This is a genomic window from Lysobacter sp. 1R34A (genome assembly GCF_051217035.1).
Classification (GTDB): Bacteria; Pseudomonadota; Gammaproteobacteria; order Xanthomonadales; family Xanthomonadaceae; genus Lysobacter.
This window is the reverse complement of the sequence record NZ_JBPKJP010000001.1, coordinates 78,818-101,594: the sequence shown is the minus strand read 5'-3', so window position 1 is coordinate 101,594 and position 22,777 is coordinate 78,818. Positions and strand designations below refer to the sequence as shown.

General features: G+C 68.1%; 23 protein-coding genes. 6 read left to right on the top strand and 17 right to left on the bottom strand.

Translation table 11 applies throughout. The features are described from left to right. The first annotated feature begins 109 nt into the window (after nucleotides 1-109). Nucleotides 110-2,437: a glycogen debranching protein gene (locus ACSAMQ_RS00405; protein ID WP_435393731.1), complete on the top strand. Its 2,328-nt coding sequence runs from the start codon at nucleotides 110-112 to the stop codon at nucleotides 2,435-2,437. Nucleotides 2,438-2,629: 192 nt separating this feature from the next. On the opposite strand, the gene ACSAMQ_RS00400 is transcribed toward ACSAMQ_RS00405, so the two are convergent. Further along, nucleotides 2,630-3,424, bottom strand: coding sequence for an AraC family transcriptional regulator (locus tag ACSAMQ_RS00400; RefSeq protein WP_435393730.1), 795 nt, complete (start codon nucleotides 3,422-3,424; stop codon nucleotides 2,630-2,632). Nucleotides 3,425-3,630: 206 nt separating this feature from the next. On the opposite strand from ACSAMQ_RS00400, the gene ACSAMQ_RS00395 reads away from it, so the two are divergent. Together ACSAMQ_RS00395 and ACSAMQ_RS00390 are read left to right on the top strand one after the other, a co-directional pair. Continuing rightward, nucleotides 3,631-4,773, top strand: a complete 1,143-nt coding sequence (locus ACSAMQ_RS00395) for an MFS transporter (protein WP_435393885.1) — start codon at nucleotides 3,631-3,633, stop codon at nucleotides 4,771-4,773. Between the two features lie 54 nt (nucleotides 4,774-4,827). Then, the gene (locus ACSAMQ_RS00390) at nucleotides 4,828-5,406 is read left to right on the top strand and encodes an alpha-ketoglutarate-dependent dioxygenase AlkB family protein (RefSeq protein WP_435393729.1); all 579 of its coding nucleotides are present in this window, start codon (nucleotides 4,828-4,830) and stop codon (nucleotides 5,404-5,406) included. A 62-nt stretch (nucleotides 5,407-5,468) separates the two neighbouring features. Here the strand turns inward: ACSAMQ_RS00390 and ACSAMQ_RS00385 are convergent, their stop codons facing one another. The 6 genes from ACSAMQ_RS00385 to ACSAMQ_RS00360 form a co-directional block, all read right to left on the bottom strand. Further along, the gene (locus ACSAMQ_RS00385; RefSeq protein ID WP_435393728.1) at nucleotides 5,469-5,660 is read right to left on the bottom strand and encodes a hypothetical protein; all 192 of its coding nucleotides are present in this window, start codon (nucleotides 5,658-5,660) and stop codon (nucleotides 5,469-5,471) included. A gap of 69 nt (nucleotides 5,661-5,729) precedes the next feature. After that, a complete protein-coding gene (locus ACSAMQ_RS00380; RefSeq protein ID WP_435393727.1) occupies nucleotides 5,730-6,479 on the bottom strand; it encodes a GIY-YIG nuclease family protein in 750 nt (249 codons plus the stop codon). After that, on the bottom strand, nucleotides 6,476-6,784 hold the full coding sequence (locus ACSAMQ_RS00375) for a hypothetical protein (RefSeq protein WP_435393726.1): 309 nt from the start codon (nucleotides 6,782-6,784) through the stop codon (nucleotides 6,476-6,478). The genes ACSAMQ_RS00380 and ACSAMQ_RS00375 overlap by 4 nt, the downstream gene beginning before the upstream one ends. Before the next feature lie 6 nt (nucleotides 6,785-6,790). Then, the gene (locus ACSAMQ_RS00370) at nucleotides 6,791-7,135 is read right to left on the bottom strand and encodes a DUF3247 family protein (protein ID WP_435393725.1); all 345 of its coding nucleotides are present in this window, start codon (nucleotides 7,133-7,135) and stop codon (nucleotides 6,791-6,793) included. A 38-nt stretch (nucleotides 7,136-7,173) separates the two neighbouring features. Further along, nucleotides 7,174-7,533 carry a BON domain-containing protein gene (locus ACSAMQ_RS00365; protein WP_435393724.1) on the bottom strand — a complete coding sequence of 120 codons (360 nt, stop codon included), beginning with the start codon at nucleotides 7,531-7,533 and terminating at the stop codon, nucleotides 7,174-7,176. A gap of 94 nt (nucleotides 7,534-7,627) precedes the next feature. Next, nucleotides 7,628-7,810 (bottom strand): hypothetical protein, encoded by a 183-nt coding sequence (locus tag ACSAMQ_RS00360; RefSeq protein ID WP_435393723.1) that lies wholly within the window; start codon nucleotides 7,808-7,810, stop codon nucleotides 7,628-7,630. Between the two features lie 204 nt (nucleotides 7,811-8,014). Between ACSAMQ_RS00360 and ACSAMQ_RS00355 the strand changes: the two genes are divergently transcribed. Next, complete coding sequence (locus ACSAMQ_RS00355) at nucleotides 8,015-8,482, top strand: MgtC/SapB family protein (RefSeq protein WP_435393722.1); 468 nt, start codon at nucleotides 8,015-8,017, stop codon at nucleotides 8,480-8,482. 3 nt (nucleotides 8,483-8,485) lie between these two features. Here ACSAMQ_RS00355 and ligD read toward each other — a convergent pair whose 3' ends face one another. From ligD to ACSAMQ_RS00320, 7 genes are all read right to left on the bottom strand, one after another. Next, on the bottom strand, nucleotides 8,486-9,346 hold the full coding sequence (ligD, locus tag ACSAMQ_RS00350; RefSeq protein WP_435393721.1) for a non-homologous end-joining DNA ligase: 861 nt from the start codon (nucleotides 9,344-9,346) through the stop codon (nucleotides 8,486-8,488). Nucleotides 9,347-9,454: 108 nt separating this feature from the next. Then, the gene (locus tag ACSAMQ_RS00345; protein ID WP_435393720.1) at nucleotides 9,455-10,342 is read right to left on the bottom strand and encodes a Ku protein; all 888 of its coding nucleotides are present in this window, start codon (nucleotides 10,340-10,342) and stop codon (nucleotides 9,455-9,457) included. A gap of 245 nt (nucleotides 10,343-10,587) precedes the next feature. Then, nucleotides 10,588-11,196, bottom strand: coding sequence for a hypothetical protein (locus ACSAMQ_RS00340; RefSeq protein ID WP_435393719.1), 609 nt, complete (start codon nucleotides 11,194-11,196; stop codon nucleotides 10,588-10,590). 11 nt (nucleotides 11,197-11,207) lie between these two features. Then, nucleotides 11,208-11,657, bottom strand: a complete 450-nt coding sequence (locus ACSAMQ_RS00335; RefSeq protein WP_435393718.1) for a low affinity iron permease family protein — start codon at nucleotides 11,655-11,657, stop codon at nucleotides 11,208-11,210. Then, entirely contained in the window at nucleotides 11,654-12,022 is a 369-nt protein-coding gene (locus tag ACSAMQ_RS00330; RefSeq protein WP_435393717.1) for a hypothetical protein, read from the bottom strand. The genes ACSAMQ_RS00335 and ACSAMQ_RS00330 overlap by 4 nt, the downstream gene beginning before the upstream one ends. 755 nt (nucleotides 12,023-12,777) lie before the next feature. Then, nucleotides 12,778-13,068, bottom strand: a complete 291-nt coding sequence (locus ACSAMQ_RS00325; protein ID WP_435393716.1) for a hypothetical protein — start codon at nucleotides 13,066-13,068, stop codon at nucleotides 12,778-12,780. 76 nt (nucleotides 13,069-13,144) lie between these two features. Continuing rightward, nucleotides 13,145-17,587 carry a DEAD/DEAH box helicase gene (locus ACSAMQ_RS00320; RefSeq protein WP_435393715.1) on the bottom strand — a complete coding sequence of 1,481 codons (4,443 nt, stop codon included), beginning with the start codon at nucleotides 17,585-17,587 and terminating at the stop codon, nucleotides 13,145-13,147. Nucleotides 17,588-17,860: 273 nt separating this feature from the next. Between ACSAMQ_RS00320 and ACSAMQ_RS00315 the strand changes: the two genes are divergently transcribed. Together ACSAMQ_RS00315 and cueR are read left to right on the top strand one after the other, a co-directional pair. Then, on the top strand, nucleotides 17,861-20,416 hold the full coding sequence (locus tag ACSAMQ_RS00315; RefSeq protein ID WP_435393714.1) for a heavy metal translocating P-type ATPase: 2,556 nt from the start codon (nucleotides 17,861-17,863) through the stop codon (nucleotides 20,414-20,416). Between the two features lie 11 nt (nucleotides 20,417-20,427). Next, nucleotides 20,428-20,877 carry a Cu(I)-responsive transcriptional regulator gene (gene cueR / locus ACSAMQ_RS00310; protein ID WP_435393713.1) on the top strand — a complete coding sequence of 150 codons (450 nt, stop codon included), beginning with the start codon at nucleotides 20,428-20,430 and terminating at the stop codon, nucleotides 20,875-20,877. A gap of 364 nt (nucleotides 20,878-21,241) precedes the next feature. On the opposite strand, the gene ACSAMQ_RS00305 is transcribed toward cueR, so the two are convergent. The 3 genes from ACSAMQ_RS00305 to ACSAMQ_RS00295 all read right to left on the bottom strand — a co-directional run bounded on the left by ACSAMQ_RS00305 (nucleotide 21,242) and on the right by ACSAMQ_RS00295 (nucleotide 22,768). Then, a complete protein-coding gene (locus ACSAMQ_RS00305) occupies nucleotides 21,242-21,547 on the bottom strand; it encodes a hypothetical protein (protein ID WP_435393712.1) in 306 nt (101 codons plus the stop codon). After that, nucleotides 21,544-21,783: a hypothetical protein gene (locus ACSAMQ_RS00300; RefSeq protein ID WP_031373914.1), complete on the bottom strand. Its 240-nt coding sequence runs from the start codon at nucleotides 21,781-21,783 to the stop codon at nucleotides 21,544-21,546. Before ACSAMQ_RS00300 ends, ACSAMQ_RS00305 begins: the two co-directional genes overlap by 4 nt. A 229-nt stretch (nucleotides 21,784-22,012) precedes the next feature. After that, nucleotides 22,013-22,768, bottom strand: coding sequence for an SDR family oxidoreductase (locus ACSAMQ_RS00295; protein ID WP_435393711.1), 756 nt, complete (start codon nucleotides 22,766-22,768; stop codon nucleotides 22,013-22,015). Between the last annotated feature and the right edge of the window lie 9 nt (nucleotides 22,769-22,777).

Sequence of the window (22,777 nt, the reverse complement as noted above, 5' to 3'; positions counted from 1 at the left end):
TCGCGGCGTTGAATACGATTGCAGCGGCTCCGGAGCGGCGCAACAACGGCCTTAGAGTGAGGCGGCGCGCGTATCGGCGCGCCTTCCGACTCGACAGGAGTGCGTGGCGATGGGCGATCAGACGCGGTGGTGGAACGGCGCGGCGGGCGTGGCGTTGGCGACGATGCTGGGCCTGCTGTGCACGGGCGAGGCGCGCGCCGCCATCGACGCCCAGCAACTCGGCGCGCGCTACGACGCCAGCCAAAGCAATCTGAATTTCCGGGTCTATTCCTCGCGCGCCACCCGCATCGAAGTCTGGCTGTACAAGACCGCCTCCGGCGCTCAGGAAGTCGCGCGCCTGAGCATGACCAAGGACGCCGCGACCCAGGTCTGGTCGAAGTCGGTCGCGACCGGCACGATCAAGACCAGCTACGGCATCACCGGCACGGTCTATTACGGCTATCGCGCCTGGGGGCCGAATTGGCCCTACAACGCCGCCTGGACTAAAGGCAGCGGAACCGGCTTCGTCAGCGACGTCGACGCCAGCGGCAACCGCTTCAACCCGAACAAGCTGCTGATCGACCCCTATGCGCGCGAGATCAGCCAGGACCCGAACACCGCGGCCTGCGCCGACGGCACGATCTACGCCAGCGGCGCCAGCCATCGCAACAAGGACAGCGGCGCCTGCGCCAGCAAGAGCGTGGCCCTGCTCGCCGATGCTTCCTCGACCGGCAGCAAACCGACGCGCGCGCTCAAGGACGAGGTGATCTACGAGGTGCACGTGCGCGGCCTGACCCGCAACGACGCCAGCGTGCCCGTCGCCGAACGCGGCACCTATGCCGGCGCCGCGCGCAAGGCCGCCTACCTGGCCGGCCTCGGCGTCACCGCGGTCGAATTCCTGCCGGTGCAGGAGGCCCAGAACGACCAGAACGACGTCGACCCCAACTCGACCGCGAACGACAACTACTGGGGTTACATGACCCTGAACTATTTCGCCCCGGACCGCCGCTACGCCGCCGACAAAAGCGCCGGCGGGCCAACCCGCGAATGGAAGGCGATGGTCAAAGCCTTCCACGACGCCGGTATCAAGGTCTACGTCGACGTGGTCTACAACCACACCGGCGAAGGCGGCCCCTGGGGCGGCAGCGATGGGCTGACCGTCTACAACCTGCTGTCCTGGCGCGGCCTCGACAACCCGGCCTATTACTCGCTGACCGCCGACCTGAAATACCCCTGGGACAACACCGGCGTCGGCGGCAACTACAACACCCGCAACTCCGTCGCCCAGAACCTGATCGTCGATTCGCTGGCCTACTGGCGCGATGCGCTCGGCGTCGACGGCTTCCGTTTCGACCTCGCCTCGGTACTCGGCAACAGCTGCCAGCACGGCTGCTTCAACTTCGACAAGACCGACGCCGGCAACGCGCTCAACCGCATCGTCGCCGAACTGCCGCCGCGGCCGGCCGGCGGCGGCGCCGGCCTCGACCTGATCGCCGAGCCCTGGGCGATCGGCGGCAACTCCTACCAGGTCGGCAACTTCCCCGCCGGCTGGGCGGAATGGAACGGCCTGTACCGCGACGCGCTGCGCAAGAAACAGAACAAACTCGGCGTGGAGGCGGTCACCCCGGGCATGCTGGCTTCGCGCTTCGCCGGTTCCAGCGATCTTTACGGCGACGACGGCCGCAAGCCCTGGCATTCGATCAACTTCATGGTCGCCCACGACGGCTTCACCCTCAACGACCTGTACGCCTACAACGACAAACAGAACAACCAGCCCTGGCCGTACGGCCCGTCCGACGGCGGCGAGGATCACAACCTCAGTTGGGACCAGGCCGGCGTGGTGCTGGAACAGCGCAAGGCGGCGCGTACCGGGCTGGCCTTCATGATGCTGAGCGCCGGCGTGCCGATGATCACCGGCGGCGACGAAGTGCTGCGCACCCAGTTCGGCAACAACAACACCTACAACCTGGATTCGGCGGCGAACTGGCTGTACTGGACCCGCGACAGCGTCGAGGCCGACCACGAGACCTACAGCAAGCGCCTGATCGCTTTCCGCAAGGCGCACCCGGCGCTGCGCCCGGCGAATTTCTACAGCGGCGCCGACGGCAACGGCAACGTGATGGAGCAGTTGCGCTGGTTCAAGCCCGACGGCGCCCAGGCCGATGCGGCCTACTTCAACGGCAGCGCCAATCACGCCATCGCTTGGCGCATCGACGGCAGCGAGTTCGCCGATCCGGCCAGCGCGATCTACGTGGCCTATAACGGCTGGTCGGGCCCGGTGAACTTCGTCCTGCCCTGGCCCGGCGCCGGCAAGCAGTGGTACCGCGTCACCGACACCGCGACCTGGAACGAAGGCCCGAACGCGGTCGCGCTGCCCGGCTCGGAAACCCTGATCGGCGGCGAGAACGTCACCTATGGCCTGCAGGCGCGCTCGCTGCTGCTGTTGATCGCCAAATAGCGAAAGCGCCGGGACGGCGGCTGCGCGCTGGACTGCGGCTTTGGCGCGACGGGACGGTTGCGTCTCGTTACGCCGGGGGCGGCATCGTCGTCGCGGGCTCTCGGTCGCGAAAACCCGATAGCGGCGCGCAGCCCGCAATCGCCCGCGCACCGGCGGCGCCGGCCAGAGCGCGTCGCTCCCGCATCGTCCGGCTCAGGCGCCCGCCCGCGCGGCCCCATCCGACATCGCCAGATACCGGCTCGGCGGCATGCCGATCAGGCGCTTGAACATGGTCGTGAACGCCGAAGCGCTTTCGTATCCCAGGTCCAGCGCCAGCGCGGTGATCGGCTCGCCCGCGGCCAGGCGCGGCAAGGCGGCGAAGATCGCCGCCTGCCGGCACCACTGGGCGAAGCTGGTGCCGGTCTCGGCTCGGAAACGCCGGGTGAAGGTGCGCCGGCTCATCGCCAGGTCGCGGCACCAATCGTCGATGGTGTCGTGCGGCGAGGGATGCGACAGATACGTGCGGCAGCGCCTGGCCAGGCGCGCATCGGCCGGGAACGGAATATCCAGCGGCAACACCGGCGCGCGTTCGATCTCCTGCACGATCAGCGAATAGATCAGGTCCGTGCGCGAGCCGCTCTCGGCCTGCGGCGGCAGGTCGCGGGTTTCCAGCAGCAACTGCCGCATCAGGGGCGACACTCCGATCACCCGGCAACCCTGCGGCAGGGCCGCACTGACCTCGGGCTCGATGTAGACGCTGCGGGTGCTGATCGCGGCCAACACCTGCACGTCGTGCGCCATGCCGGCGGGAATCCAGGCCGCCCGCTCGGGCGGCACGATCCAGCGCCCGGTCTCGGTGCCGACCACCATGATGCCGTGCGCGGCGTACAACAGCTGCGAGCGGCGATGACGATGGCGGGCGATGCGGTGATGGCTCGGGTAGTCGTTCGAGGTGGCGACGATCCAGCCCGGCAAGGCGTCGACCTGGTTCGCAAGGACGTTGCGCATTGGCCCGATCTCGAAGATTGTTGACCTGAACAATAGTGCGGGCACGGTTGCGGCGGCGTCTACTGGTCGGCATGACTACGCTCGATACCCGCAACGCCGTTTCCGGCTCGTCGCCGGACATCCCCTCGGCCGCCGCCCTGCCCGGCTTCGAAACCGCAAAAAAACCCGCCGAGGCCGCCGGCCGCATCGCTTTGCCGATCCTGGCGATGCTCAGCGTCTGCCACCTGCTCAACGACATGATCCAGTCCTTGCTGCCGGCGATCTATCCGCTGCTGAAGGACGCGTTCAAGCTCGATTTCGGCCAGATCGGCCTGATCACCCTGACCTTCCAGGTCACCGCCTCGCTGTTGCAGCCGCTGGTCGGCATCTACACCGACAAACGGCCGATGCCCTACTCGCTCGCGATCGGCATGGGCTTCACCCTGGTCGGCCTGTTGCTGCTGTCGCGCGCCTCGAGCTTCCCGATGCTCCTGCTCGCCGCGGCCCTGGTCGGCTCGGGCTCGTCGGTGTTCCATCCGGAATCCTCGCGAGTGGCGAGCATGGCCTCGGGCGGCCGCCACGGCCTGGCCCAGTCGCTGTTCCAGGTCGGCGGCAACGTCGGTTCCGCGCTCGGCCCGCTGCTCGCCGCGTTCGTGGTGATGCCTCGCGGCCAGGGCAGCGTCGGCTGGTTCGCGTTCGCCGCGCTGACCGCGATGGTGATCCTGAGCCGCGTCGGCGTGTGGTACCGCGAACAGATCCCGTCGATGCGCAAGAAGCAAGCGAGCGCCACGCGCGCGACCCTGTCGCGCAAGACCATCGCCCGCAGCATGGCCGTGCTCGCGGTGCTGATCTTCTCCAAGTATTTCTACATGGCCAGCCTGTCGAGCTATTACACCTTCTACCTGATGGAGAAATTCCAGCTCAAGGCGCAGGACGCGCAGTTGCACCTGTTCGCCTTCCTCGGCGCGGTCGCCGCCGGCACCCTGCTCGGCGGGCCGATCGGCGACCGCATCGGACGCCGCTACGTGATCTGGTTTTCGATCCTCGGCGTGCTGCCCTTCACCCTGCTGCTGCCGCACGCCGACCTGTTCTGGACCACCGCGCTGACGGTGGTGATCGGCCTGGTCCTGGCCTCGGCGTTCTCGGCGATCCTGGTCTATGCGCAGGAACTGGTGCCGGGCCGCACCGGGGTCATCGCCGGCCTGTTCTTCGGCTTCGCCTTCGGCATGGGCGGCCTCGGCGCCGCGGCGCTGGGCCAGCTCGCCGACCGCATCGGCCTCGCGGTGGTGTACGAGCTGTGCGCTTACCTGCCGGCGATCGGCCTGCTGGCCTGGTTCCTGCCGAAGTTGGAGAAACCGGCGGCGGCCTGAACGCGGCGCGGTCATCGTCTCACAGGATGAGAATGCTTCGCCGCATCATGGGCCATGCATCAGCATTCGCTGTTCGACACCGACCCGCAGCAACCGGTTCGCGACGCCGAAGGCGGCGTGCGCTATCTGCCGGGCGTGTTCGATCGCGAGTGGTCGGCGCGCCTGTTCGCGATCCTGTTCGAACAGGCGGCATGGACCTCGCAGCAGCGCATGATGTACGAGCGCCTGGTCGACGTGCCGCGGCGCATGGCGCTGTATCGACTCGATCGCGACACCCTGCCGGAGATGCTCGGCGCCACCGCCGAGCGCGTCGGCGCAGTGCTCCAGACCCCGTTCAACAGCGTCGGCCTGAACCTGTATCGCGACGGCCGCGACAGCGTCGCCCTGCACAACGACAAGCTGCATAACCTGGCGCCCGGGCGGCCGATCGCGGTGCTCTCGCTCGGGGCCACCCGGCGCATGACGGTGCGGGCCAAGCGCCCGCCGCATGCGACCTGGCAACTGGAACTCGAACCCGGCAGCCTGGTAGTCATGAGCCATGCCTCGCAGCAGCATTACGATCACGGCATTCCGAAAGCGCCCGGCGTGGTCGACCCGCGCATCAGCCTGGCGTTCCGGGTACGAACCGGCTGAGTGCTCGCCGGTCGATTGTCAGGGACCGGTCGCAGCACCCGATCGATGCGCGGGCGGCATGCTCAATCCTCGGTCGAAGCCTGCAGCGCCGCCGCCAGGGCGGCATCGCCGGACACCAGGTCGTTCCAGCTCAGCGCCACGCCTTTGCGCCGGCCTTTTTCCGCCAGTTTGAGACCGTCGGGATCGAGCGTCAGCGTGTACAGCTTGCCGTCGACCTCCACTTCGCGTCGCAGCGGTTTGTCGAGTCGAGTCATGGTCGTATCGCTCCTGTAGGCGGCGGGTGGCCCCGTTGAGTCTGTCTGTGTCGAGTGCCGACGCGGACTTCAGCCCCGCCCTGCCGTTCGGTACCAGTCCAGCAGGGCTTCGGGCAGGCGCGGTTCCAGGTCGACGCCCAAGGCCGCATGCGCATCGAGCGAGTCGAGCCAGTTGCGCCGCAAGGCGCGCAAACCGGGTTGGTCGAGCAGCGCCGCATCGCCTTGCAATTGCGACATCAGGGCCGCGCTGCGATCGTAGAGGCTGTCGCCGCGCGCGGCGAGTTCATGGCGCAACCACTCGCGCAGCGGTCGGTGCACGCGGTGACCGGCGGCTGCCAAGCGCGAGGCTTCTTCGTTCAAGAATCGATAAGTGCCGCGATACCACTCACGGTGACCGCCGGCCTGCGCGTTCACGGTCAACGGTGCCGGTGCATTGTAATCGCTCAGGCGCCGGCGCAGGTCCAGTTCCAGCCTGCGCGCATCGCCCACGGTTTCGGTTTCGATCAGAAAGGCCCGGTCCAGATCGAAGAATTCGAAGAAGCGCGGCTGCAGTGCCTGTATGCGACCCAGCGGGCTGCGCGAGAAGCCCAGCTTGAGCAGGTCCTCGTACGCGCAGGGCAGCACGTACAGGTAGCACACGCCTTCGCTGGCGCTGCGGATTACATCGGGATCGGATGACCGGATGACGCGCATGCGCTTAGCATCGCCGATCTGCGCTGAAGCCGGAAGCATGGTCGATAAACGCCGTGCAGAGAGCGCTAGCGTTCGCGAGCGCGGGAACGCATCGACCCGCTGCAGTCGGCGGGACCCGGGATTCATGCGCGGTCGGCGACCCCGGTGACGCCGGCGCTCTTGGCGCAGTGCGCACAACAGTAAAAGGTGCCGTCGTCCTCGATGCCATGCCCGACGATGCGGCAATCGCAATGTGCACAACGTGGTGCCATCGCGTGTATCGCGCACTCGAACGAATCGAAGGTACCGCTGCGCTCGCCCATCGATATGGTGAACGACTTGTCGTATTGGTTTCCGCATACATCGCAAACGGCCATGACGGGCTCCTGTGGGTGATCAGCCGGGCAAACGCTGGCGAGCAGGCCGCGCAACACGAAACTGCGTGTCGCCACGTCCGGCTAGTTGCTTTTCGATCTACCCGTCGCTGGGGTATTCGCGGAAGAGCCGAACTCGCGCTCGTCGGATTGCAGCGGGCGGACCTTGACGATCTCGTCGAGCCACAGATACGCCACGCGACCCTCGCCCTGGACGTCTTCCAGGCGCAGCACCGCATTGGCGCCCTCGTTGCCGTCCGCATCGAGAAAGGTCTGCAGGCTCGGCCGGGTCGCGACGACCCCGACCTGCCGACTGCCATCGACCAGAACGATATCGACCAAGCCTTCGTCGGGCAGCCGCTCGATCAAGAGGCTCAATCGGCGGATCTCGGCGGGATCGGTATGTACACGATCGGCTAGCTGGGTCATCGTTCCGCTCCATGCGGCCGGCAGGCCGGGAATGCCGCTTACTTGCTGCTGGTGCGCTTGGCGGCGACCAAGGCGGTGCTGTCGACCTTCTTGACCCCGTCGACCTTGCTGGCGATGTTGATCGCCTTGTCGGCCTCGGCCTTGCCGTCGACATGCCCGGACAGCCTCACCACCCCATTGACGGTCTCGACGTTGATGTCCGTGCCGGACACGCCGTCGGTGGCCAGCAACTCGGCCTTGACCTTGGTGGTGATCCAGGTGTCGCTGACCGGTTGCGCCGATTCGTTGCCCGTGGCGGTGGCCGGGTCGTTGGCGGTGGCGGCCGACTGCGGAGCTGCCAGAGCGGCGCCGGATACGGCCAGAGTGAGTGCGAAAATCGTGAGACGTGCGGATTTCATGGTGGAGTCCTCTTCAAGAACGGTTTCGCAATGGCTACTGGCCGGCGCTTAGATCGACGCAACACGGCCGGTTTCGATGATTTGCGGCTGCAGCTCAGTGATGGTCCTTGCGTCCGGAGCCGGACTTCTTGCCGCCGCCGTCCTGCTTGTTGACCGTGGCCCAGGCGCGTTCTTCGGCTTCCTTCTTGGATACGCCCTCCTTCTGGTACTGCTGCTCGATATGCTCGGCCTGGCGTTTCTGTTTGTCGGTATAAGACGATTTTTCTCCGCGAGGCATGACTGCTCTCCTGATCGGATTCGTGGAATCGCTGTATGACGAGCCCGACGCTAACCGCTCGGGAGTTAAGACCGGGGCAGCGCCTCGTTAGCGCGGGGTAGTCGGTTCATCTGCGGGCCGTCACTGCGGCGATGGTCACCGACGCCTCACATCGCCCCGGTTATCTAGAATCTTCACTCGGCCGGGAGCGCATGCATGGAGTGGATGAATCAGCTGTGGGTCGTCGGCGGCACCGCCTACGCGATGGTGCTCGGCGGCACCATCGGCCTGGAACGCGAGTTGAAGAATCGGCCGGCGGGCTTCCGCACCCACATGCTGGTCGCAGGCGCGTCTTCGCTGCTGGTCGGCGTGGGCCAGCTGGCGATCATGGACCCGCGCTTCCGTATACCGTTCCTGGTCAATATCGACCCGCTGCGCCTGGTCGAGGCCGTCGTGGCCGGCGTGTCCTTCATCGGCGCCGGTACCATATTCGCCCAACGCGGGGGCCAGGCGGTCTCGGGCATCACCACTGCGGCCTCGTTGCTGATGGTGGCGGTCATCGGTGCCAGTACCGGCTTGCGCTATCACCTGCTCGCCCTCGCCGCGACCTTGCTGACTCTGCTGGTGCTGTTCCTGCTCAACTTCGCAGAACGCAAGGTCGGCACCAAGGCGCCGCCGGACGAATCGTCCTGAGGCTCAAAGCCTGGGCAAGCGTTGCCGGCTCTCGGCGAATCCTTCCCAGGGGTCGATGCGCAGGCGAGAGGCGCGGCGCAGGGCCTTGGCCAGATCGAAGTCGGTGGAGGAACGCGCGCGCGAGAACTCGTCCCAACGCAAGGGCATCGCCACCGGCGCGCCTTCGCGCGCGCGCAGCGACCAACTGGCCACGCTGGTGGCTCCGCGCGCGTTGCGCAGCCAGTCGATGAAGATGCGTCCCTTGCGCGCGGCCTTGGATGCGGTGGCGAGGTAGCGCTGCGGCGACTGAGCGACCATGGCATCGGCGAAGCCCTCGCTGAAGGCCTTCGCCGCGGCCCAATCCGGGCCGGGCCGGAACGGCGCCACCACGTGCACGCCCTTGCCGCCGGACAAGCGTGGCCAGCTGTCGAGCCCGAGTTCGGCCAGCCGGTCGCGCACTTCGCGGGCGGCGCGCTTGAGTTCGCTCCAGGCGATGTCCTCGGCCGGGTCCAGGTCGAACACCAGCCGGTCCGGCTTGTCCGGCGTTTTCCGCTTCGCGCCCCAGGGATGGAACTCGAGCGTGTTCATCTGCACCAGCGACAGCACGCCCCCGAGGTCGCGCACGTAAACATAGTCGGCCTGGCCGGCGGATTCGCGCAGACTTACCGGGTGCACACCGGGGCCCAGGCTGTCGGCATGGTGTTTCTGGAAGAAACATTGCCCGGCGATACCGTCCGGACAGCGCAGCAGGGACAACGGCCGGTCGACCAGTTCCGGCAGCAGCCAAGCCTCGACCGCGCGGTAATAGTCGGCCACCTCGCCTTTGCTGATCCCCGCGCCGGGATAGACGATGCGTTCGGGATGGGTAAGCCGGGCCTCGCTCATTGCGGGTCTCCTACGAGGACCGGCCGGCGGCCGCCGCGATTCGACCGGCCGCGGCGACGCTCCAAGACGTCCTCGCCCCGGCTCGCGGCGACGCCCCGATCCAGTCCGTCACGCCGACTTGCGCGCGCGCTTCTTGGTCGCCTTCGCGGTCTTCTTGGCGGCTTTCTTGGCCGGGCGCTTGGCCGCGCCCTGCCCGCCCTTCTTCTCCAGGCTGCGTTTGAGCAGCTCGGCGAAGTCGATGACGTTGGTCGCCGCGTTCTCGGGCAGTTTCGACTCGTCCACGGCCTTGCCGCGAACGACCTTCTTGGACTTCACCCGTTGCTCGATGACCTTGTGCAGACGCTGGCGGAAGTCGTCCTTGTAACCGTCCGGCTTCCACTCCCCGCTCATCGACTTGATCAACTGCTCGGCCATGTCGACCTCTCGCGAGGAAATCTTCCACTTCGCCAGCCCGCCCTCGGGCAACTTGTAGTCGCTCGGGTCGACCAACTCCTGGGCGTAGCGCAGGATCATCAGCATCAAGGCCTCGCCCTGGGGTACCACCGCGGCCAGGTACTCGCGGGTGCGGATCACCACTCGGCCGATGCCGATCATGCCGGTGCGCTTGAGCACCTCGCGCAGCAGCACATAGCCCTTCTCGGCCTTCTTGCCGGGTTCCAGCACATAGGGTTTTTCGTAGAACTCCACGCCGATCGAGGAGGCCTCGACGAAGGTGTCGATGTCGACGGTCTCCTTGTGGTCGGGCGCGGCCGCGGCGATGTCGGCTTCCTCGATCACCACGTAACTGCCCTTGTCGTACTCGAAGGCCTTGACGATCTCCTTCCACGGCACTTCCTCGCCGGTTTCCTCGTTGACCCGCTCGTAGCGGATCGGCGCCTTGTTGCGGCTGTCGAGCATGCGGAAATGCAGGTCGACGCGGCGTTCGCCGGTCATCAGCTTGACCGGGATGTTGAGCAGGCCGAACGACAGGGTTCCGGTCCAGATCGGGCGCGCCATGAGCTACCTCGCAAGGCCGGCGCGAATCGCCGGCGGGAACATCGGGGGCTCGACTGTGCCGCCGCGGGCGTTGAACCGAGGTGAACGGCCGGCGAGCCGGCCCCCGTGGGCCATCGCGAGGCATCGGCTGTACTGGCCCTCATCGTCGGCAAACGGGCTCGCGGCCGACGGCACGCCATCCTGCGCTGCCGCGCCGCCGCTTTACGACGCGGCGGCCGCAGCAACGCAGGCCGCGCTCCCCTGCATCAGAGCATCCGGTCGCGCGCCTGTTCGGCGCGGGCCGCGCCGATCGCGGTCTCGACCTGCTTGACCTCTTCCGGTGGCGGCAAGACCGCAGGCAGCCCCAGGGATTCGATCCACAGCTCGCGGGTCCAACCGGTGGTGTGATAGAGGTGATGGTCTTCGTCGGACTCGACCGCCTCGTGCGCCTGCTTCAGGACCTCCAGGCCATCGCCCTTCGCGTGCTCGACCAGGTGGCCGATCAGTTCCCAGTTCATGTGGTCCTTGGTTTCGGCCAGTACCACGCATTCGGCCGCGACCAATTGCGCGGCGTCGGGATCCCCGGCCTGCTGGGCCATGCGGATCGCCTTGACCAGGGACTGGCCGATATGCCCGACGACCTCGCGGCCCGGCGTGCGCTCTTTCGGGTCCAGGCCGAGCTGCTCGAACACGTTGAGCAAGACGCGCTCGTGGGTGCGAGTCTCATCCAGATAGCCTTGCCATTCCTTGTGCAGGTCCTCGTTGACCGCGCATTCGACCGCGGCTTCGTAGATCTTGATGCCGCCCTGCTCGGTCTCCAGCGCCTGATACAGCAATTCGCGGACTTGCGGGGCGTGCGGCTGGGTCTTTTTCATGCTGACGGTCCTCATTCTGTAAGGGGTCGGGAATCGTTCTTGGGGAGGGTGTCGGAGACGGGCCTGGACACGGGATGCACATCGCAGGGCGCCCCGGCGCGGGCCCTGCGGGCCAGGCGCTCGTAACGCTGGCGGAATTTCTCGAGCGTTTCCTCGTCGAGTTCCTCGAGATCGAGCAAGGCGTCCTCGGCCGCCTTGGTCGCGCGTATCAACTCGTCGAGCTTGATCTGCACCGCAGCGGCGTCGCGGTTCTGCGAGTTCTGGATCAGGAACACCATCAGGAAGGTGACGATGGTGGTACCGGTGTTGATGACCAGTTGCCAGGTGTCGCTGAAACCGAACAAGGGGCCGGACACGACCCAGGCGAGCACCACGCCGACCGCGAGCGCGAAACACAGCGGCTGCCCGGTAAAGCGGCAGGCCGCCTTCGCACCGCGCTCGAACGCATGACGCAGGCTCATAGGCGTGCAGTCCTTCGTTCGAGTCGGTTCCAGGCTGCCTCGACCACGGTGCGGGCTTCGTCCCATTCCAGCCGCGACGCTCCGCGGGTACGCCGATAGCCCACGTCGATGCCGTCGCGCATCTCGTCCAGGGTCCTGCCGCGGCTGCGCATGTAAGCGTCCAGCCCGATTTTCACCGCAGGCTCGTAGTCGCTGTAGCGCAAGCCCGGCCTGTCGACCAGGCCGCGATAGTGATTGCGCCAATAGCTCAACTCGGAATCGAGGTCCAACACTTCGAGCCCGGGCGTCGCCTGCGCGGCATCGCCGGCCGATGCTTCGATGGTCGCAACATCCGTTTCGGGGAAGCGGGTGGTATAGACGGTCATGATCTACTCCTTGAACAGACCCAGGCGCATGGCGAGCAAGCAGCCGCGTGGGCAGAACCGGTTGGGGCGAAACATCACCCGATGCCGCGGCGAATGCGATGTGTTGGGGGTGGCACGCTCGCGGTTGGAACGTAGGGAATTCTGGAATCACAGTGCCACTTCGCCGCGCGAAGGCGATGTCATCGTCGCGGCGAAACGGTATCGATTCATTCATCAAGTTCAAGACGATTCGGCGCGCTGGCTTAACGCTTCAGCGGGAAACAGCGACGCAGTTCGCAGTGCCTGTTCACCTGTCCGAACGGGCTGCCGCCGCCATCGACGCGAGGTTGAAATGTCGCGTCGCGGCTTACGCCGCTCCTACAGGGGCGGTTCGCCGCGAAGCCTGCTCATGCAGGAGCGATGTGAGTCGCGACAAGGGTCGTGCAGAGATGATCAGGCCGTCGCCGCTCGGCGAAGCGGCGCGCCCTCGCCGGGGTAGGAGCGGCGCGAGCCGCGATCGCGGGCGCGCAGAGGTGACTAGGCCGTCGTCGTTCGTCGAAGCGGTGTGCTCTCGCGGGGTAGGTGCGGCGCGAGCCGCGACCACGGGACGCGCAGAGCCGACAAGGCTGATGTCGTCCATCGAGGCGGCGTGCGTTCGCCTGGGTAGGAGCGGCGCGAGCCGCGACATCGCTGCAGCGATCTTGCAGCGCATTGCTCGATCGGGCGAGATCAAAGATCAAGATCAAACCCAAAGCTTCCGCCACTAAAGCGGCGAGTTACTTTCTTTTGTCTAAAGCAACAAAAAGAAAGGTAACCAAAGAAAAGTGCTTTGTTCTGAATCGCAGGCCCGCGCGTTCGATGCATCCGCGGTGATTTTTCATACGGGACATCCCTGTCCCGATGAAAAACGGCCCGCATCCCTGCGGGCCGCCCTCCGGGTCTTCTTTGGCCTTCGCTAGTGCCCGGCTGCGCACAGCCACAGCCACAGCCACAGCCAAGATAAAGACAACAGCGATAGCAACAGCAATAGCAACAGCAATAGCAATAGCAATAGCAATAGCAAGCAACAGCTACGGCGGCGGCAACCAAAACCAAAACCAAAACCGAATGATGGGCCGAACGCCGAAACCTGTCGCCGCCCGCTTACCGCCGCGCCAAATTCCGCATTACTTCATCGATGCTGGCCTCGGCCGCGGCGGCGGCGCTGCCGGGTCGGCGCAGCAGCAAGCGGTGGACTTCGCGCTGGGCGTCGGCCGGCAACGGGGCCAGTTCTTCGACCTGGCCGGCGAGCAGGCTGGCGACCGCGACGCCGTCGCGGAAGGCGATGCGGGCGCCGGGGATACGCGGCACCTTGACGCCGGCCAGGACGCCGCCGGTCAGGTTCAGGGGGTCGGCGGCGGAGACGCAGATCGTCGCGCCGTCGTGCGCGCGCTGACGGATCTGGCGCAGGCTGTTGACCGCGTCGGGCAAGGCGAACTGCTCGCCGGTCATGCCGCTGACGAAACGGCCGCCGCGGATTTCGCCGCGCGCCTCCAGGCGCCGGTAGACGCGCAGCAGGTCGCGCCACGGCGGCAGCCAGGCGGCTTCGCGCTGGATCAGTCGCCAGAACACCACGCCGTAGCGTTCGAGCAGACGCCAGGCAATGTGTTCGCTGGCCTCGGCGCTGCGGCCCGCATCGGCGGACTCGCTTTCGGCCTCGGCCGGACGGGTCAGCGACCAGCGGCCGGCGTCCTGCAGGTCGGTCAGCAAGGCCCGGCGACGGCGGCTGCCATGGGTGGAGGCGCGCTTGGACGGCGGCACCAGCAAGGCGCGCAGCCCGGCGAAGCTGTCGCAGGTGATCCGGCCGCGGGTGACCAGTTCGCCCAGCGCTTCTTCGAGCTCGGTGCGCAGCAGATGCGCGTCGCGTTCGAGTTCGTCGAAGAACGAGGCGCCGCGCGCTTCCAGGACGGCGAGGACGCGCTGCGCGCGTGAGGACACCGGCGCCGGGTCGGCCTTGCGGCCGGCGGCAAGACGCCAATCGGCCAGGGCGCGCCGCGGCAGCAGCACGATCGGCGTCTGCCGCACGCTCGGCACGCCCTGCGGCACCGGCGCCGCCGGAGTGCCGTTGCCCGCAGCCTGGCTCGCACCATTGGCCGCGCCGGCGTTCGCGTCGGGACGCAGGCGCGCCCAGGTCACCCGGCCCGCAGCGCAGAGTTCGTCGAGCCAGCTCGAATCGTAGTCGGCGATGCGCGCCGGCAGCAGTTCGCTTTCCCAGACCGAGGCCGGCGCTTCATAGCCTTCGAGTTGTTCCAGCACCGCGCGCAGGGCCTGGGGCCCGTTCATCCGAGTCGACGCCGACAGGTGCTGCCAGTCGAACAGGAAGCGGGCGAAATCGCGCGGTGCGACCGGTTCGATCTCGCGGCGCAAGCGGCCGACGGTGTAGCGGTGAATGCGGGCGAGCAGATGGCGCTCGCACCATTCCTCGTCGCCGCCGAGCAGGCTGTCGCGGCCGAAGCGGCCACGCATGACATAGCCTTCCTGTTCCAGCCGCAGCAGGCCCAGTTCGATCTCGCCCGGGTCGCGATGCGCGTCGTGGGCCAGCGCCGCCGCGGTGACCGGGCCGAGCGCGGTCAGGCGCGAGCGCAGCAGTTCGATCGAGGCCTCCTCGCGGCTCCAGGCGGTCGCGAGGTACTCCTCCGGCACCGTCACCGCCGGTTCGGCCACGGCATCGGCGAACAGCGCCCGGGCCTGCGGCAGGTTTTCGGTCGCGACCCACCAGGCCGGCGGCTCGCTCGGCGACAGGCGCAAGGCGGCGGCGCGGCCGCTGTCGGCCAGCGCGCTCAACCAGGGGGCCCACTCGTTCGCCGCGGCCTCGGCCACGGTGACGAAGCCGAGCCCCATCAAGGCCTCGTGCATTTCGTCGGCGTCGCGCACTTCCGGCCAGGCTTCGCCGCGGACGGCCTCGATCGCTTCCGGGTCGAGCCGGCCGAGGTCGTCGGCGCTGTCGGCCTCGGCGTAGCGCCGCGCCATCACCGCCTGGGTGCGGCGTTCTTCCAGCGGCGCATCGTCGAGGAAGGCATAGGGCCGCGCGTTGATCGCTTCGGCGGCGATCGGCGACGGCGCGGTGACGTCGCGCCCGATCACCTGCAGCTCGCCCCGCTCCAGCCGCCGCAGCATGCGCAGCCAGCCGGCGCTGTCCATCGCCTCGTACAGGCAATCGTGCAGGGTCTGCGCGACCAGCGGATGGTCCGGCACCTCGCGCTCGCCGACCAGGTTCTCGGCGCAGGCGACCTGGTCGGGGAACACCGTCGCCAGCAGGTCTTCGCTCTTCATCCGCTGCAACTGCGGCGCGACCTTGCGCCCGCCGACGAAGCGCGGCAGGGCCAGCGCGGTGGTCGCGTTCCAGCGCCAGCGCACCGCGAACAGCGGCGCATCGAGCAGGGCCTGGGTCAGCACGTCGAGCGCCGAAGCCGAATGCAGGTAGCGGGCCACGTCTTCGAGCGGGAAACTGTGGCTGGTCGACAACGACAGCACGATCGCGTCCTCGGTCGCCGCGGCCTGCAACTCGAAATTGAATTTGCGGCAGAAGCGCTTGCGCAGGGCCAGGCCCCAGGCGCGGTTGATGCGGCTGCCGTAGGGCGAATGGATCACCAACTGGGTGCCGCCGGACTCGTCGAAGAAGCGCTCGAACACCAGCCGTTGCTGGCTCGGCACCACCCCGAGCGCCTGGCGGGTGCGGCCGAGATAGTCGACTAACTGGATCGCGGTCTCGGCGTCGAAACCGAAGGTCTCGCTGAGCGCTCGCGCCGCCTCTCCGGCCTGGCGCGACTCGGCGAGCAACGCGTCGACCGCTTCGCGCAGGCGCGACACGCTGGCCGACAATTCGTCGCTGCGGCCCGGCGCTTCGCCGAGCCAGAACGGGATGTTCGGCGGCTGGCCCTGGGCGTCCTCGACCCGCACCCGCCCCGGCTCGACCCGCAGGATGCGGTAGCTGGCGTTGCCGAGCTGGAACACGTCGCCGGCCAGGCTTTCGACGGCGAAATCCTCGTTGACGTTGCCGATGGTGACGGCCTCGGGTTCGAGCAGAACGCTGTAGTCGCCGGTGTCGGGGATGGTGCCGCCCGACATCACCGCGGTCATGCGGCTGCCGCGGCGCGCGCGCAGGCGGCCGTGCACGGCGTCGCGGTGGATGTAGGCCGAACGCGGCCCGCGCCGGGTGGTGAAGCCGTCGGCGAGCATGCGCACGATCGCGTCGAAATCCTTGCGCTGCAGCCCGGCATACGGCCAGGCGCGGCGCAGGCAGGCGAACAGCGCGTCCTCGCTCCATTCCTGCGCGGCGACCTCGGCGACGATCTGCTGCGCCAGCACGTCCAGCGGCGCCAGCGGGATCTGCAGCGCGTCCAGTTCGCCGCGGCGCACGCTGTCGAGCAAGGCCGCGCATTCGACCAGGTCGTCGCGGGACTGCGGGAACAAGCGCCCTTTCGGCACCCCGCCGACATGGTGGCCGGCGCGGCCGACCCTTTGCAGGAACGAGGCGATCGCACGCGGCGAACCGAGCTGGCAGACCAAGTCGATGTCGCCGATGTCGATGCCGAGTTCCAGCGAGGCGGTCGCCACCAGCACGCGCAGCTCGCCGCGCTTGAGTCGCTGCTCGGCGTCCAGGCGCAGTTCGCGCGACAGGCTGCCGTGGTGCGCGGCGACCGCATCCTTGCCGAGGCGGTCGGCGAGATGGCGCGCGGCGCGTTCGGCCATGCGCCGGGTGTTCACGAACACCAGGATGGTGCGGTGTTCGCCGACCAGCGCCGCCAGGCGCTCGTAGACTTCGTCCCATTGCTCGTGCGACATCACCGCCGACAGCGGCGAACCCGGCAGTTCCAGGGCCAGGTCGCGCTGCTTGGCGTAACCGATATCGACGATCGTGCAATCGGGGCGGCCGTCCGGGTCGACCGCATCGGCGCCGACCAGGAACCGCGCCACTTCGTCGATCGGCTTCTGCGTGGCCGACAGGCCGATCCGCACCGGCGGCTGCGCGCACAACTCGCGCAGGCGTTCGAGGGTGAGGCTGAGATGGCTGCCGCGTTTGTCGTCGGCAACCGCATGGATTTCGTCGACGATCACCGTGCGCACGGTCGAGAGCATGGCCCGGCCCGACTCCGAGCCCATCAGCACGTACAACGACTCGGGCGTGGTCACCAGGATGTGCGGCGCCTTGCGCCGCATCGACTGGCGCTCGCCGGCCGGGGTGTCGCCGGTACGCACCGCGGTGCGGATGCCGGGGTCTTCCAGGCCCATGCCGCGCAAGGCCTCGCCGATCCCGGCCAACGGCGCGACCAGGTTCAAATGGATGTCGTTCGACAGAGCTTTCAACGGCGAGACATAAACCACCGCGGTCTCGTCGCGCAGGCCGTGTTCCAGCCCTTCGCGGACCAGTGCGTCGATCGCCGCGAGGAAGGCGGTCAGGGTCTTGCCCGAGCCGGTCGGCGCCGCGACCAGGGTGTTGCGCCCGGCACGGATCGCCGGCCAGGCGAGCTCCTGGGCCTGGGTCGGCGCCGGAAACGCCGAGCGGAACCAACTGGCGATGGCGGGGTGGAAATCGTCGAGGACCATGGGTTCGCCGCGTCGCCGCGGCCTGATGTCGTCCAACCTTAGATGGGGTCGATTCTGGCATCCCTAAACCGCCTGAAGACTGGAATCGGAGGGTTTTCGCTGGCCCGGTGAACGATTCAGCCGGGTCGCGGGCGCATGGGCGACATCGCCGCATAGCCCTGATCGTCGCAACCGCCAAGCCGCGTCGTCACGCCGGCCGAAGCTTGACCTTCCCATCATGGGAAGCCGCAACCTGCACGGCATCCGAATCCGGACTTCCGTGAGGACTCCCGCATGAATGCCGCCCGCCGACCGCAGCGACACCCGCTCCAGCAGCACCCGACCCAACAGCATCCGACCCGGCAGCACCCGCCCGCCGATCCGGCGCCGACAACGGCTGCGCAATCGCTGCGCATCGGCATCGTCGGCATGACCTGCGGCTCCTGCGTGGCCCGGGTCGAGAAGGCCTTGCGCGCGGTGCCCGGCATAGAGAGCGCCAGCGTCAACCTGGCCACCGAAACCGCCGAGCTAGGCTCGGTCACGGCCGTCTCAGCGGCTGAGATCGAACGTGCGGTAGCCGCGGCCGGTTATGCCGTGCTCACCCGCGAGGTCGCGCTGGAAATACGCGGCATGAACTGCGGCTCCTGCGTGGGCCGGATCGAGAGGGCGCTGAGCGCGGTCGCCGGGGTGGTCGCGGCTTCGGTCAACCTGGCGACCGAGCGGGCGACAGTGAAGGTGTTCGACGGGGTCGAGCCGGCCGCGTTGCTCGACGCGGTGGCGCGTGCCGGTTACGCCGCCGCCCTGCCCGCCGCGGCTTCGTCCGGCGACGGCGACGGCGATGGCGATGGCGATGGCGATGGCATTGGCAACGCCCCCGCGCAGGCCGGCCATGCCGAAGCCCCGGCCTCGCCGGCGATGTCGCACGAGACCCGTCACTTGCTGATCGCCGCCGTGCTGTCGCTGCCCCTGGTCGCGCCGATGCTCGGCCTGCTGTTCGGCGAGCACTGGATGCTGCCGGGCTGGCTGCAGTTCGCGCTCGCCACGCCGGTGCAGTTCTGGCTCGGCGCGCGTTTCTATCGCGCCGGCTGGCATGCGCTGCGTGCGCGCAGCGGCAACATGGACCTGCTGGTCGCGCTCGGCACCAGCGCCGGTTACGGCCTGAGCCTGTATCACCTGCTGCGCGGCGACAGCAGCGCGCTGTACTTCGAGACCTCGGCGGTCATCGTCACCCTGATCCTGCTCGGCAAATGGCTGGAAGCGCGCGCCAAGCGCCAGACCACCGCGGCGATCCGCTCCTTGCAGGCGCTGCGTCCGCTCAGTGCGCGGGTGTTGCGCGACGGCGTCGAGACCGAACTGCCGATCGCGCAACTGCGCATCGGCGACCGGGTGGTGGTGCGCCCGGGCGAACGCATCCCCGCCGACGGCCGCATCGAGGAGGGCCGCAGCCATGTCGACGAGTCGCTGATTACCGGCGAATCGCTGCCGGTCGCGCGCGGCGAAGGCGACCGGGTCACCGGCGGCGCGGTCAACGGCGAGGGCCGCATCGTGGTCGAAACCCTCGCGGTCGGCGCCGAGAGCGCCTTGGCGCGGATCATCCGCCTGGTCGAGGACGCGCAGGCGAAAAAGGCGCCGATCCAGCGTCTGGTCGACAAAGTCAGCGCGGTGTTCGTGCCGGTGGTGATCGCGCTGGCGCTGGCCACCCTGCTCGCCTGGGGCCTGTCGAGCGGCGACTGGAACCAGGCCATCCTCAACGCGGTCGCGGTGCTGGTGATCGCCTGCCCTTGCGCGCTCGGCCTGGCTACGCCGACCGCGATCATGGCCGGCACCGGCGCCGCCGCGCGCGCCGGCCTGCTGATCAAGGACGCCGAGGCGCTGGAGCTCGCGCATCGCATCGACACCATCGCCTTCGACAAGACCGGCACTCTGACCGTCGGCGAGCCGGTGCTGGCCGAACTGATCGCCATCGACGGCGACCGCGACGCGGTGCTGGCCCAGGCCGCGGCGCTGCAGTCGGGCAGCGAGCATCCGCTGGCGAACGCCGTGGCTCACGCTGCCGCCGGGCTGAAGCTGCCCTCGGCCTCAGCGGTCGTCGCCGTGCCCGGGCGCGGCCTGCGCGGCCGGGTCGAGGGCCGCTCGCTGCTGCTGGGCAGCACGCGCATGCTCGAAGAACTGGGCGCTGAACTGGCACCGTGGCGCGCCCAGGCCGAACTCCTGAGCGCGAGCGGCCACAGCGTGTCGTGGCTGGCGTCCGAGGAAGCGCCCTCCGCTGCCGCGAACGTTCGCGTGCTCGCCCTGCTCGGCTTCCGCGACACTCCGCGCGCCGACGCCAAGGCCGCGATCGAGCGCCTGCATGCGCTCGGCCTGCGCACGGTAATGATTTCCGGCGACCATGCCGGCGCCGCGCGCAGCATCGCCGACTCGCTCGGCATCGACGAGGTCCGCGCCGACGTACTGCCGGAACAAAAAGCCGCGGTAGTCGCCGAACTGGCGCGCCACGGCACCGTGGCGATGGTCGGCGACGGCGTCAACGACGCCCCGGCGCTGGCCGCGGCCGATGTCGGCATCGCCATGGGCAGCGGCACCGACGTGGCGATGCACGCCGCCGGCATCACCCTGATGCGTGCGCAGCCGGGCCTGGTCGCCGACGCGATCGACATCTCGCGCCGCACCACCCGCAAGATCCGTCAGAATCTGTTCTGGGCGTTCGGCTACAACGTGGCCGGCATCGCCCTGGCGGCGATGGGCTGGCTCGACCCGATCGTCGCCGCCGCGGCGATGGCCTTCTCCAGCATCAGCGTGCTCGGCAATACCCTGTTACTGCGACGCTGGCGCCCGGCCGCCGCTCGATGAGGACCGTCTCCATGCCCCTTAAGCCACTGCCGCCCGAACTCGCCCAGGCCAAGGCCGACGGCCTGCACAACATCGGCGAAGCCGCCGCGCTCAGCGGCGTCAGCGCGAAGATGATCCGCCACTACGAAAGCATCGGCCTGATCCCGCCGGCCGGGCGCAGCATCGCCGGCTATCGCTTGTACAGCGACAACGACCTGCACCGCCTGCGCTTCATCAAGCGCTCGCGCTCGCTGGGGTTTTCGATCAAGCAGATCGAGACCCTGCTCGGGCTGTGGGACAACCGCTCGCGCGAAAGCGTCGAGGTTAAACGCTTGGCGCTGGCCCATGCCGAGGAACTCGCCGCCAAGATCCGCGAGATGCAGGCCATGCAGCGCATCCTCGAAGAACTGGCGCACCGCTGCCACGGCGACCACCGGCCGGATTGCCCGATCCTGGAGGATCTGGCGGCGCCGAACGCCTAAGCGCGGTCGAGGCTCCAGGGCTTCAAGGGTGGGAGCGGCGCGAGCCGCGACAGCGATCTGCGGCCGCGGTTGATGCTCCATGCACGTTGCGACAATCGGGTGTGTTGTCGGTTCCAGAGACATACGCCGCTCTACAGGGACAGCGGCGTCGCTGCCCGAAGTTTGTAGGAGCGGCGTGAACCGCGACCATGATGTTTGAGCCGTGGTCGATGGACGAGCCAGGTCGCACTGGACGCACACGCGTCGGCTGCAAAAACATGCACCGCCGCCCGCATTGGCGCGGTCGCGGCTTGCGCCGCTCCTAAAGGGACAGCAGCGTCGCTACCCGGAGTTTGTAGGAGCGGCGTAAGCCGCGACCGCGATATCAAACGTGGTTGCGCGCCACCGCCGCGAGGGCCTGGCGGGTTTCCTCGCCGTCGCGGCGGCCCATGGCTTCGGCGGTTTCGGCGAGCCAACGCTTGGCTTCCTCTTCACCGTCCCGGGCGACCCGGTCCAGGTATTCAGGCGCGATCCGCGCCAGCTCTTCGCGCAGGCGCTGCGCACGCTCGTCGTATTGGCGGATCAAGGCGTTTTCGTCGGACGCCTCGATCGCGCCGATTTCGCGCATCGCCTGCAGACGCTCGAGCCACTCGCGACGGCGTTGCTCCGGGTCCATCGCGGCGCGGCTCAATTGAAGCCGATGTCGTAGGCCGTGTTCAGCACGAACTTGGCCGCTTCGGGCAGGTCCGAATCCTGCGCGGCGTCGTTGGCCAGGCCGAGGAATTGGTCGGCGGCGCCGGCGACGAAATCGCCGATCACCCCACCGATTTCTCTGCCGATCATCGTACCCAAGGGACCGCCGAGCGAACCGATGCCCGCGCCGAGAGCCTGACCGATGCCGCTCGCTAGATCGCCGAAAAGGGACATAAACACTCCTTTGCTGGGGGATGGCGTGTGATCCCAGTGTCGTCACGACGAAATCCGGGTCAATCTGGGAATGACCCTAGGCACATGCGGCGACGATGCTGAATCGGCAGCGGTCGGTAGCTGAACGAGATGGCGGACGATGGGGCAGCAAGCGCACGCGAACCCGTCGCCGCAGTGCGGACGGCCTTGAGCGCGGTGCATCGCCATGGCGCGAGCCTCGACGCGACGCTCAGTTGAGTTTGGCCACCCACGACAGCGGCATGCGTTTCATCAGCCAGCCGAGCAAGGCCCAAGGCCACCACGGCACGTAGGCCTTGGCCGGTTCCTTGTCGATCGCGCGCACCAGCAAGCGGCAGCCGGTGGCCTCGTCGATGATGTAGGGGGTCTGCTTGGCCGGCGCCCGGTCGTTCATTTCGGTGCGGATATAGCCCGGAAAAATCGTGCTGACCTTGATCGAAGGCTTGCGCAGCATGTCGGTGCGGATGCCTTCGGCGAGCGAGGCGACGCCGGCCTTGCTCGCCGCATAGGCGGTAAGCCCGCCGCGCATGCCGCGCATCGCGCTCATCGAGGAGATCAACACCAGATGGCCGAGCCCGGCTTCGCGGAAGATTTCCATCGCCGCCTCGCATTGCGCGAGCGCGGCGAGGAAATTGGTCTCGACGATGTTGCGGTTGAGGGCGAACTGGCCCTTGCCGACCGGCGCGCCCTGGCCGATGCCCGCGTTGACGATGATCCGGTCGAGCGCGCCGAGCTCGGCGCGCAGGGAACGGAACAATGCGAACACCTGCTCGTGATCGGTGACGTCGAGACTGCGGATGGCGACGCGAATGCCGGGGTGCGCGGCTTCCAGTTCGGCCTTGAGCGCTTCCAGGCGATCCAGCCGCCGCGCGCACAGGGCCAGGTCGCTGCCGGCGCGGGCGAACTCGCGCGCCATGCCGCGGCCGAGTCCGGAACTCGCGCCGGTAATGAGGATGTGCTTGCGCATGCGGCCGGC

Coding starts and splice junctions, on each gene's coding strand:
- ACSAMQ_RS00405 (WP_435393731.1), top strand. CDS start 110: ATGGGCGATCAGACGCGGTGGTGGAACGGCGCGGCGGGCGTGGCGTTG.
- ACSAMQ_RS00400 (WP_435393730.1), bottom strand. CDS start 3,424: ATGCGCAACGTCCTTGCGAACCAGGTCGACGCCTTGCCGGGCTGGATC.
- ACSAMQ_RS00395 (WP_435393885.1), top strand. CDS start 3,631: ATGCTCAGCGTCTGCCACCTGCTCAACGACATGATCCAGTCCTTGCTG.
- ACSAMQ_RS00390 (WP_435393729.1), top strand. CDS start 4,828: ATGCATCAGCATTCGCTGTTCGACACCGACCCGCAGCAACCGGTTCGC.
- ACSAMQ_RS00385 (WP_435393728.1), bottom strand. CDS start 5,660: ATGACTCGACTCGACAAACCGCTGCGACGCGAAGTGGAGGTCGACGGC.
- ACSAMQ_RS00380 (WP_435393727.1), bottom strand. CDS start 6,479: ATGAATCCCGGGTCCCGCCGACTGCAGCGGGTCGATGCGTTCCCGCGC.
- ACSAMQ_RS00370 (WP_435393725.1), bottom strand. CDS start 7,135: ATGACCCAGCTAGCCGATCGTGTACATACCGATCCCGCCGAGATCCGC.
- ACSAMQ_RS00365 (WP_435393724.1), bottom strand. CDS start 7,533: ATGAAATCCGCACGTCTCACGATTTTCGCACTCACTCTGGCCGTATCC.
- ACSAMQ_RS00360 (WP_435393723.1), bottom strand. CDS start 7,810: ATGCCTCGCGGAGAAAAATCGTCTTATACCGACAAACAGAAACGCCAG.
- ACSAMQ_RS00355 (WP_435393722.1), top strand. CDS start 8,015: ATGAATCAGCTGTGGGTCGTCGGCGGCACCGCCTACGCGATGGTGCTC.
- ligD (WP_435393721.1), bottom strand. CDS start 9,346: ATGAGCGAGGCCCGGCTTACCCATCCCGAACGCATCGTCTATCCCGGC.
- ACSAMQ_RS00345 (WP_435393720.1), bottom strand. CDS start 10,342: ATGGCGCGCCCGATCTGGACCGGAACCCTGTCGTTCGGCCTGCTCAAC.
- ACSAMQ_RS00340 (WP_435393719.1), bottom strand. CDS start 11,196: ATGAAAAAGACCCAGCCGCACGCCCCGCAAGTCCGCGAATTGCTGTAT.
- ACSAMQ_RS00335 (WP_435393718.1), bottom strand. CDS start 11,657: ATGAGCCTGCGTCATGCGTTCGAGCGCGGTGCGAAGGCGGCCTGCCGC.
- ACSAMQ_RS00330 (WP_435393717.1), bottom strand. CDS start 12,022: ATGACCGTCTATACCACCCGCTTCCCCGAAACGGATGTTGCGACCATC.
- ACSAMQ_RS00320 (WP_435393715.1), bottom strand. CDS start 17,587: ATGGTCCTCGACGATTTCCACCCCGCCATCGCCAGTTGGTTCCGCTCG.
- ACSAMQ_RS00315 (WP_435393714.1), top strand. CDS start 17,861: ATGAATGCCGCCCGCCGACCGCAGCGACACCCGCTCCAGCAGCACCCG.
- cueR (WP_435393713.1), top strand. CDS start 20,428: ATGCCCCTTAAGCCACTGCCGCCCGAACTCGCCCAGGCCAAGGCCGAC.
- ACSAMQ_RS00300 (WP_031373914.1), bottom strand. CDS start 21,783: ATGTCCCTTTTCGGCGATCTAGCGAGCGGCATCGGTCAGGCTCTCGGC.
- ACSAMQ_RS00295 (WP_435393711.1), bottom strand. CDS start 22,768: ATGCGCAAGCACATCCTCATTACCGGCGCGAGTTCCGGACTCGGCCGC.